8 protein-coding genes and 1 pseudogene are annotated in these 9,209 nt (G+C 39.7%); 2 read left to right on the forward strand and 7 right to left on the reverse strand.

The annotated features are described in order from the left end of the window. Positions 1-395: DUF2383 domain-containing protein (locus V7161_RS05510; RefSeq protein WP_335442925.1), on the forward strand; the 395-nt coding region annotated here is incomplete at its 5' end. A 146-nt stretch (positions 396-541) separates the two neighbouring features. Here V7161_RS05510 and V7161_RS05515 read toward each other — a convergent pair. The 7 genes and pseudogenes from V7161_RS05515 to V7161_RS05545 form a co-directional block, all read right to left on the reverse strand. Next, positions 542-1,114 (reverse strand): dihydrofolate reductase family protein, encoded by a 573-nt coding sequence (locus tag V7161_RS05515; RefSeq protein ID WP_335442945.1) that lies wholly within the window; start codon positions 1,112-1,114, stop codon positions 542-544. A gap of 18 nt (positions 1,115-1,132) precedes the next feature. After that, positions 1,133-1,345: pseudogene (locus tag V7161_RS05520) on the reverse strand (cyclase); the annotation flags it as partial. A 147-nt stretch (positions 1,346-1,492) separates the two neighbouring features. Further along, positions 1,493-2,584 (reverse strand): DUF4179 domain-containing protein, encoded by a 1,092-nt coding sequence (locus tag V7161_RS05525; RefSeq protein WP_335442926.1) that lies wholly within the window; start codon positions 2,582-2,584, stop codon positions 1,493-1,495. Between the two features lie 15 nt (positions 2,585-2,599). After that, entirely contained in the window at positions 2,600-3,085 is a 486-nt protein-coding gene (locus tag V7161_RS05530) for an RNA polymerase sigma factor (RefSeq protein ID WP_335442928.1), read from the reverse strand. A gap of 165 nt (positions 3,086-3,250) precedes the next feature. Beyond that, positions 3,251-4,642, reverse strand: a complete 1,392-nt coding sequence (locus tag V7161_RS05535; protein ID WP_335442930.1) for a DJ-1/PfpI family protein — start codon at positions 4,640-4,642, stop codon at positions 3,251-3,253. A 357-nt stretch (positions 4,643-4,999) separates the two neighbouring features. Further along, positions 5,000-5,638, reverse strand: a complete 639-nt coding sequence (locus tag V7161_RS05540; RefSeq protein ID WP_420491577.1) for a cysteine hydrolase family protein — start codon at positions 5,636-5,638, stop codon at positions 5,000-5,002. Between the two features lie 151 nt (positions 5,639-5,789). Beyond that, positions 5,790-6,299 (reverse strand): TetR/AcrR family transcriptional regulator, encoded by a 510-nt coding sequence (locus tag V7161_RS05545; RefSeq protein ID WP_335442949.1) that lies wholly within the window; start codon positions 6,297-6,299, stop codon positions 5,790-5,792. 398 nt (positions 6,300-6,697) lie between these two features. Here V7161_RS05545 and V7161_RS05550 point away from each other — a divergent pair, with 398 nt between their 5' ends. Continuing rightward, a complete protein-coding gene (locus tag V7161_RS05550) occupies positions 6,698-8,920 on the forward strand; it encodes an MMPL family transporter (protein ID WP_335442932.1) in 2,223 nt (740 codons plus the stop codon). Positions 8,921-9,209 lie beyond the last annotated feature (289 nt).

Here is a 9,209-nt window from a genome sequence, read left to right on the forward strand (position 1 = left end):
CATTATTAAGAGGTACCTATATGGGAATACATGGTTTTGAACAGTATATTCAAAAGTTAAACAATCACGATTTAAAAAGATACTTTCAACAAATTCAGCAAGAGCAAAAGCAAAATGCCCAAAAAATAGCGGAACGAATTCAGAATCTTGGAGGAGTTCCGGCTGACGACGAAGGTATTTCTGGTTCAATGATTAGCTTTATGCATAAATTTATGATCCCAGATAATGAAAGAAGAATCATTGAGGAAGCAATAGAGAGCTTGGACAAATATGGAGTCCACTATTCAGCGGAACTTGTAAAAGGTGATTTGGATCAAAGCAGTAAACAAATTGCTGATGAAACAATAAATGACAGTCGAAGACATGCTGAACAGTTAAGGCAATTACTTCATTAAGAAATCAAGAAACAAAAGACCTTCAACCTGGTTGGTGGTCTTATTTAAATTAACCTTCCCCGTTAATTGAATAACAAAAGTGCCGCCTTGACTGACAGCACCATCTTTAGTTCTAAACCCTAATGATAATTAGTTATAAATTTTCACTATAGATTCTCATTCAGTTGATAACATAATTGAACAACACCTGAAGAAAACCTTTTTGTTTCAACCAGTTTTAGATTCACCCGCTCCTTTATGTCAATAAACAAGGGGTTACCTTCTCCCAAAATAATTGGATGAACAGATAATCTAAATTCATCCACAAGCCCTAGATTTAAAAAGGTTGTAATAAGACTGGCCCCACCATAAAGCCAAATATCTTTTCCTGGCTTATTCTTTAATTTCATTACTTCTTCCACAATATTTTCATTTATAAATGTTACGTTATTTTTAGATTCTTTTTGTGTTTTGGAAAACACATATTTCTCTTTACTATGTACCAATTCCCAAATTTCTTTTTCTGTTTCGGAAACATCAATATCAGGGGTATACTGACCCCATAAATCATAACTTTTTCTTCCGTAAAAAATAGTATCAATATAATTTAAGAAATTATGGAAGTCCATATCAGGGTCCATAATGCACCAATCTACTTCACCTTTTGGGCCTTCAATAAATCCATCTAAAGTAACTGCAAGATCTAAAAGTATTCTTCTAGGTCTTTCGTTATTAAACACAGTTTTTTCCCTCCTTATAGCAGGTCTTCTTTTATGTTTTTCATTTATGATTTTCTTATTAAGGATCCTTACTTTCCCCACCATTAGCAACCGCATATCTTCTACAATATACCTAGCTAACTCTTCATCAGCAATGTCATCTCCATCAATATCAAGACGGAATTCCTGCCCTTGAATTCCACCGCCATTCGTAAACTCGATTTCAAAGTCGAATAGAACTCTTTTATCCATTACGAATCCTCCTTAACCTTCGTTTTTAGAGTGTTATATTTATATTCTGGTATTACAATACAAATACCTTCTACCCGTTCTTCCCCTTACGTGCATCATTTGTGCAACAAGAAAAACTGCCCCAAAACTTTGAGACATCTTCCCATTTTATCTTAAGTTAATTTTTAAATCGCCCACTTGAAGGATGCAGTTTTGGCGGTCTTTGACTGGGGCGAAGTAGAGGACATATTGGTCACGCGGTCCGTCTGCTTCCGCCTTGCTGAAGATTGGGTCGGCCATTTTGCCGGCCGAATTCAAGAATACACCAGACTTGCTGTAATCGACAGTATACCCTTTTTCTTTATCAACTTTTCTGGCATGTAAGAGTTGCAGTTGGAGTTTGTTGAACACATCGTAGGCGACACCGTTTTCGATATGTGGTTTAATGTCCGTGCCAATGACGACCACCCTTGTTTCAAGTGGCGAAAATTCCACTCGCTTTACTTGATAGGTTTCATTTTTAAATGTAAATTCTTTACTCACATCAAAGGCTTCGCGACCACCAACCGCTTCTTTCGAGAGCTTGAAATCAAGTGGCCAAACGGTTTCTACACGGCTTGCCCCATTTTCTCCATGAATGGTCAAGTCTTTCAATTTTATATGGACTTCATCGCCTTGGAGCGTGCTGATGGATTCGAACGAGAGTGCTTCTGCCACTTTGTTCGCCTTCTCATCGTAATAACGGCTGCCCCAACCGATATTTTTCAATTTCTTTACTTCATTGCCTACCACTAAGTTCATGGAAGTAAAGCCTTCAAAAAGATCAAGGTAATAGTTTTTCAAATTAGTTTTCTTGCTTTCATAGGTAATCAAAAGCTTGGCTTCCTTGTCATCCATCAGGATACTATTAAAATGCACGGTAATATCGTGATCTTTATCATAGTAGATTTTGTTGATTTCTTGGCCCATTCCATTGGTAAGGGCGGATTTTAATCCACTATCATCGATATGTTCGCTTGAGAAAATTTTATCGTAAACGTTTTGGATCGCCGCTCTTACTGGTGAAAAAGTCAGGGAAGATGCCGCAATCAAACAGACTGCAGCCGTAAACAATATCCTTCTTGAAAAAGATTTTTTCTCTTGTATGGTCATAGAATTGTTTCCTAAATGGTCAATTTTTTTATTCAACTCTTCCCATCCATCTGGGACCTGCTTTTCCAAAGCATTGTCTAAATGCTTTATGATTTTTTTATTTTCCATCCAAAAATCCCCTCCTTACTCCAGACCTTTTTTTAGTTTTTTCAAGGCCATTCGGTATTTCCAGAGAACAGTTCCCAAAGGCATCTCCATAATTTTGGCGATTTCTTTATGCTTTAGCCCCGAGATATCCTTCATGATGACGATCTGCCGCTCTCCACTATCCAGGAGTGCAAGGTATTTGGATAACACTATTTTGTCGACAGGGTCTTCGGATATGTACTCCAGACGCTCAAAATATTGGTCGTCAAACCCGGTCAATTCGCGCTTTTTTTTCCGGTAAAGGTCGAGTGCCGTGTTACGCGTGACCCGAATCAGCCATGCTCTCACGTTGGTCACTTGATTATCCTTTGAATGTCGGTAAAGTTTGATATACACTTCTTGCAGTACATCCTCGGCCAATTCAAAATCTCTTAAAATCGATAACGCCATCGCAAAAACATGCTTTTTATCACCCCGGGGATCCACCGAGGTCCTTAATTGATGCAGACTAGTTTGAGTCATCTTTGGCCTCCTTTCATATAGTAGACGGCCGACTTTTGCTTTTTATTGGTAAAAAAATTATTTTTTCCCTATTATGGCATAATGGTATCAGAGGAAGAGATAAAAAAAATAGCTTACCCTTTCTATAGGATAAGCTGATCTCCGGTTCATCCCCTCGGAAACCGGTCAATTAACTGACTTGTTATAGGATTTGAAAATGGTTTTCTTCATAATGAATCGTCTGTCAATGCAGAAAGCGGTCAACAAAGCTAGTAGAACGGTTAGAAGAATACCGCCGTATGTTTCAAGAGGAAATGGTTTGCCCTCAAGATGGATGCCATTCTCATGATATTCAAATCGTTTCACCGCATGCTTCGCAGTTATAACGTCTTCTTGTTTAGCTAAGTCTTCTAATGGTGCTTCAAATACAAATCTGTTTGGTGAATCACTATGAATCAAAAGTGTTTCTTTAGCATTACCTTTTTCACTCCAACGTTTTATATCGGCTTCGGCGAGTGATTTAGCCGGGCTGCCAGGGATGATCATTTTATCTAATTTTGGTGCATTCGAAATTTGATGTCGAGCCACGATATTAAGATGATGTTTAGTGGCAATAGGAGCATCTGAATTTGCAATAGTTGATATCTGTGTCGTTCCGGTGTCGCCATAAGAATCAAAGATAGAAGATAATGCTAATTCGTCCATACCTTTATAAAGTAGTACCCCCATCTGTTTCTTGTTCCAATGGAATCCAAGATTTAGCCAATATGTTGCAAATTTTATATCCATGTAAAAAGGGTCATTCACCTTTGGATTTTGAACAAAGTGGTAAGAAGGATAATTGATTTCTTTCGAGATTTTTGCTGCCATCGGTTCTCCTAACTGTTTAGCTATCAAATGCAGCACACCATCTATTCCTGCGCTTTGACCAGCAGTAGTTAAAACATTCCCCTCTTGAACATACCTCAAGTCTTCTACCCAGTGTGTATCAGAATACTGGATTTTCAACCCTGGGATTGCTTGCCAATGTGAGGCAGCTGATTTTCCTTTTAAAAGGCTCGCATCAGCAAGATTCTGTGAACCGCCGCAAATACTCAAGAAAGTGGTTTTTTCATTCGAGTGCTTCTGAATCCATTCACGAGTTGGTTGATATTTTTTTTCATCAACGATTGGCATGAAAGGGACCACGACAATATCAGGACTCTTCCCTAATAATTGATCTAATTCTTTATAAGAGTAATGCGGGACCACATCCAACCCTCCTGATAAAGACTTGATGTTTTTGTCCGGTGCAACAGCATATACATTATAGGCATCCGTCATCGAAAACAGTGTGTATGGAATGAGAAAATCGAAATCTTCCGTTGGTATTGATGAATCCGCCATCACAACTGCCACCGTCGGTTTATGGGCGTCATACTTAGGGACATTCACTCCTTGCAGCGAAGGCACCGGCTCATGGCGGACATTTAAGTAAAAATCTTTTTGATGCCGTTTAAAGCCATAAAATCCGATCCCTCCCACAAACACAACGAAACACAATACATAAACAACAAAACGTGCTACAAACCTTTTCATTTTAAATTCCTCCCCCGGCTTATGTGTTACATTTTACTAAGTTAGAACAGGATTAAAACCGCACTCTTTTTGGGTAGTACCGTAAACTTTTGTGGTACCCCCGCAGGGTATTTGGTTTCCTTGATTTCATATTACTTTTTTTCTAAAGCTTCAATCATTGTGCTCGAGCTTGATTTTTATATCAGACTTCAGATTTAGCTGGTTTCAGACCACAAAAAAGACAGAGACTGAAAATGTCTCTGCCATTAAGGTTAACTTTTATATATCTTTATGATTGCATTTAAGGCGAAAGGCCAGCTTCATTTCCGTGAATTGTTGGGACTTGTCTAAATAAGCATGGTCGTTTTTTGTCCATCATTAGGTCAAAAGTTGGGGAGATTGGGTCGCGTGCATCTGCCAAAAGGAAACAACCTGTTCCGTATCTGCCACCATTCCAAAATAGGTATCCACGGTTTTTAAGGTCATATCGTGTTCTTCCTGCGAAAAAGCCGCGCAGGCATCTTTCATGAGCACGATTCGATAATCCAGCATAAACCCGTCTCTGGCGGTTGATTCCACGCAAAGATTCGTGCTGACGCCTGTTAGAATCAAGGTTTCGATTTTAAGAGTTCGCAATATGGACTCCAGCCTAGTATGAACGAACCCGCTGTAACGGTGCTTCTTTACAATGATGTCATTCTGCTGCGGCGAAACTTCGTAAAATTCCGCTCCCCAGCTCCCCGTCTGGCAAATCGGGTTGACACCATCCGGAAAGCGGGAAAGCCAAACCTCGGAATCAGTCGCCTTCTCATGATTCGTCTGCAGAAAAATGATTGGAACGGAGTGCTCTCTTGCCGCATTCAACAAGCTGTGCAAGCTCGGAATCATTTTTTTGGCTGCGCTGACGTCGCTTCCGCTTTTGGCAATCGCTCCACCGGGATGGCAATAATCGTTTTGCACATCCACGACGATGACGGCCATGTTTTTCCGTTCCAAGTTCTGTTTTAATTTTTCCAACCTATTTACCCCCTTTACCATGCTTATTATTCCAATTTGATGCCACTAATATTACAACATGCACATTAGGTTTATTAACCCCGTCAAGGTTCGATTACCATTCGTTCCTAAAAAATCTAAAAAAGGGCGGTCATAATGACAGCCCTAATCTTCAACTCATGCTCCTTGAATCTGTTGTCCCATATGGAAGAATTTCGTATATTTTTGCAGCAAGTGCCTGGGGAGATTCCCTTGCCCCTCTTTTAATCCAATCGGTAACAATATTAAAGATACCGCCTGCTAAAAACAGGATTTGCATTCTGCTCATGTCATGATTGCGTGTAATATCCGCTTGAAAGACCTTTTCCATTGCATAATTCAAATAATCAAGCAGCATACTTGATATATTTGCATCAATTAACTTTTCTGACGGCTTATGGGCAGACACAAATCCCTCAATGATATATTCAATAATTAGCTGCATACTATCATACGGATCCAAACTATCAATCTCTTTCAAGAATTGTTGAACAATTTCATCCACGGATGCTTGCACGACGTCGTAAACGTTGCGGTAGTATTTGTAGAATGTGACTCTGGCAACTCCAGCCTTTTTGCAAATAGCTGTTACCGTTATATCTTGCAGTTTATATTCCTGCAACAGTGCGCTCAATGCCTCCATAATGTATCTCTGAGAGTGTACACTGTCTTCTCTTGAATTCCTCAAAGCTAACACATCCCTTCATTCTGTTCGTTTTAAGTGCAAATCATCACATAGTGCTTGAAAGATGAAAATTCACTGCTATACTTACACGTGTAAGCACAATTGTTAGCGTAGTGATAATGTCATTGTATAAAACGACATCATTGCAGTCAATGTGTACCATTTTCTTTCTTTGTTTCCTACTGGCGATTTGCCGCCATTCTGCAAGCTATTAATAGGGAGGGATATTCAGATACAAGTTATAATATACATTTTAAATTTTTTTATATGAATAATATTTGGTTTGGTGTTTGTGCATTTCTAGATTACAACGTAAGAACAAGACAAATTATCAACAAGAATAGGGTGAGATTCAATTGGCAAAACATCTGTATAAGTTAGGACATTGGGCAGTAAACCATAGGAAAAAGGTTGTATTCAGTGCACTCGCAATTCTTATTGCATTAGTGCTTTTTGCATTCAACATGGGTTCCTCTTTCAAGGATGAGCTGAGTATTCCGAATACGCCGGCAGATATAGCAGGAAAAGTAATTGAAAAAGAGTTTAAAGCGATGCAACCAGCAGGTGCCCAAGTAAAAGTCGTGTTTCAAGCACCAAAAAACGAAACCTTGGAGTCAGCGGAAGTACAACAGAAAATTGCAGAGGTTCTAGATGAGATTAAAAAAGATTCAGCTGTTGATTCTGTGGCAGCACCGATGCAGCTGCAGAACCTCAGTGAAGATAGGACAATCGGATATGCAGTCGTTACGTACAAAGTGAAAGCGGAAAAGGTCACAGAATCTTCTAAGGATAAGATTTTAGATAGTATTGAAACAACAAGGGATGCCAGCATTCAAACAGAGTTATCAGGAGGCGATATCAAGTTTTCCGACTCAGAAACTTCCGGTATGACTGAAATTGTCGGAGTACTTGTTGCGTTTGTAGTTCTGGCTTTTACCTTTGTATCTTTTCTAGCAGCTGGACTGCCGATTCTCACTGCGATAATCGGATTAGCGATTGGAATGCTAGGAATCATGATTGGCACCAATTATGTCGAAATCCAATCTGTATCATTATCATTAGCTGCCATGCTGGGACTCGCAGTGGGCATTGACTATGCGCTCTTCATTATCAATCGCTTTAGACAGCAGCTTGCACAAGGAGATTCTGTTCCAGAATCTGTTGCCATCGCAACGGGAACAGCGGGAAGTGCCGTAATCTTTGCAGGATTAACTGTTATTATTGGTCTTTTGGGACTGTCTGTTACAAAGATTCCATTCCTGACAGCGATGGGCGTATCCGCTGCCTTTACTGTGCTCGCAGCTGTGTTGGTTTCCGTCGTCATATTACCAGCCATATTGGGACTTGTCGGTCATAAGATTGCCCCATCTAAACAAAATCGATTCTTGCAAAAGATGACTGGTGCAGGTAAAAAACACGCTGTTTCAAATAAATGGGGGGAATTTGTCATAAGACGTCCTCTGATCGTTACAATTTTCGTAATCGGACTACTTGCAGTGATTACGATTCCATTTTTCCATATGAACCTTGGCCTGCCTTCTGATGGAACAACAAAGTCCACAGAAACGACAGAAAGAAGAGCATATGATTTATTGACGGAAGCATATGGAGAAGGATTTCATGCCTCTTTAGTGGTAGTGGCAAAATCAGAGAAAGCAACAGCTGAAACGCAAAGTGCTATGAACACCATGGCAAAAGAATTAGGCAACCTATCTGGTGTGAAAAGTGTGACACCTGCTATCCCTGGACCTTCCGGAAAGATTTATATGATATCCGTCACACCAAAAACAGGACCTGACGATACAAAGACGAAGGGTTTAGTAAAAGCGATCCGGGACAAATCGAACCAGTCCGAGAAAGAAAATGGAATTGAACTAATGGTAACAGGCACAGCAGTGATGAATATTGATATTGCACAAAAGCTGAGTGATGCCTTGCCGGTTTTCGCTGCCCTTATTGTAGGACTTGCATATGTACTCTTAGTTCTAGTGTTTAGATCTCTGCTCATTCCATTAAAGGCAGTATTAGGGTTTCTACTTTCTCTTGGTGCTACGTTGGGAGCCGTTGTATTTTTCGTGCAGGATGGGCATTTCCAAAATATATTTGGTTTCCCGGCTGCCGGTCCGATCTTAGCCTTCTTGCCTGTCATTCTGATTGGCATCTTGTTCGGACTCGCCATGGACTATGAGGTGTTCCTAGTGAGCAAGATGCGGGAAGTATATATGCATACAGGTGACCCGAAGAGAGCTATTTTAGAAGGAATGCGGGAGAGTGGTAGAGTCGTAGTCGCAGCAGGAATAATTATGATGTCTGTATTTATTGGATTCATGTTGGCACCTGATACCATCATTAAATCCATAGGCATGGCTCTTACATTCGGTGTTTTCTTTGACGCATTCATCGTGAGAATGACAATCGTACCTGCGGTTATGACTCTCATGGGGAAGTCAGCCTGGTACTTGCCAAAATGGCTAGATAAAATTTTGCCTAACATTGATGTTGAAGGAGAAAGCATTATACATCACATAGAAAACAAAAATGAAAAGATATATAAACAGAACCCGCTTCCTATAAAATAGAAGCGGGTTTTTTAAGAGAATGTATAGGTCCTCCTTCATCTATTTGAGTAACATCTATGGAATCCAGGTAAGAAAAAATGCAATTAATATACTTTGGCCCAAAAGAACTCCGAAAACTCTTTTCTCCCTCTTTGCCTTGTTTGTTAAAAGTCTAGTTACTCCAAAATTAATGGTTGTAACTATTGCAAAAGTAAAAAGCATTGTTAAAACAAACTCATATAACATAAACTTCACCTACTCAATTGTTAGTTCATTTATTATACCCATAATAATCCTCATTCCACTAACC

It is taken from the genome of Neobacillus drentensis (genome assembly GCF_036965425.1).
GTDB lineage: Bacteria > Bacillota > Bacilli > Bacillales > Cytobacillaceae > Neobacillus > Neobacillus drentensis_F.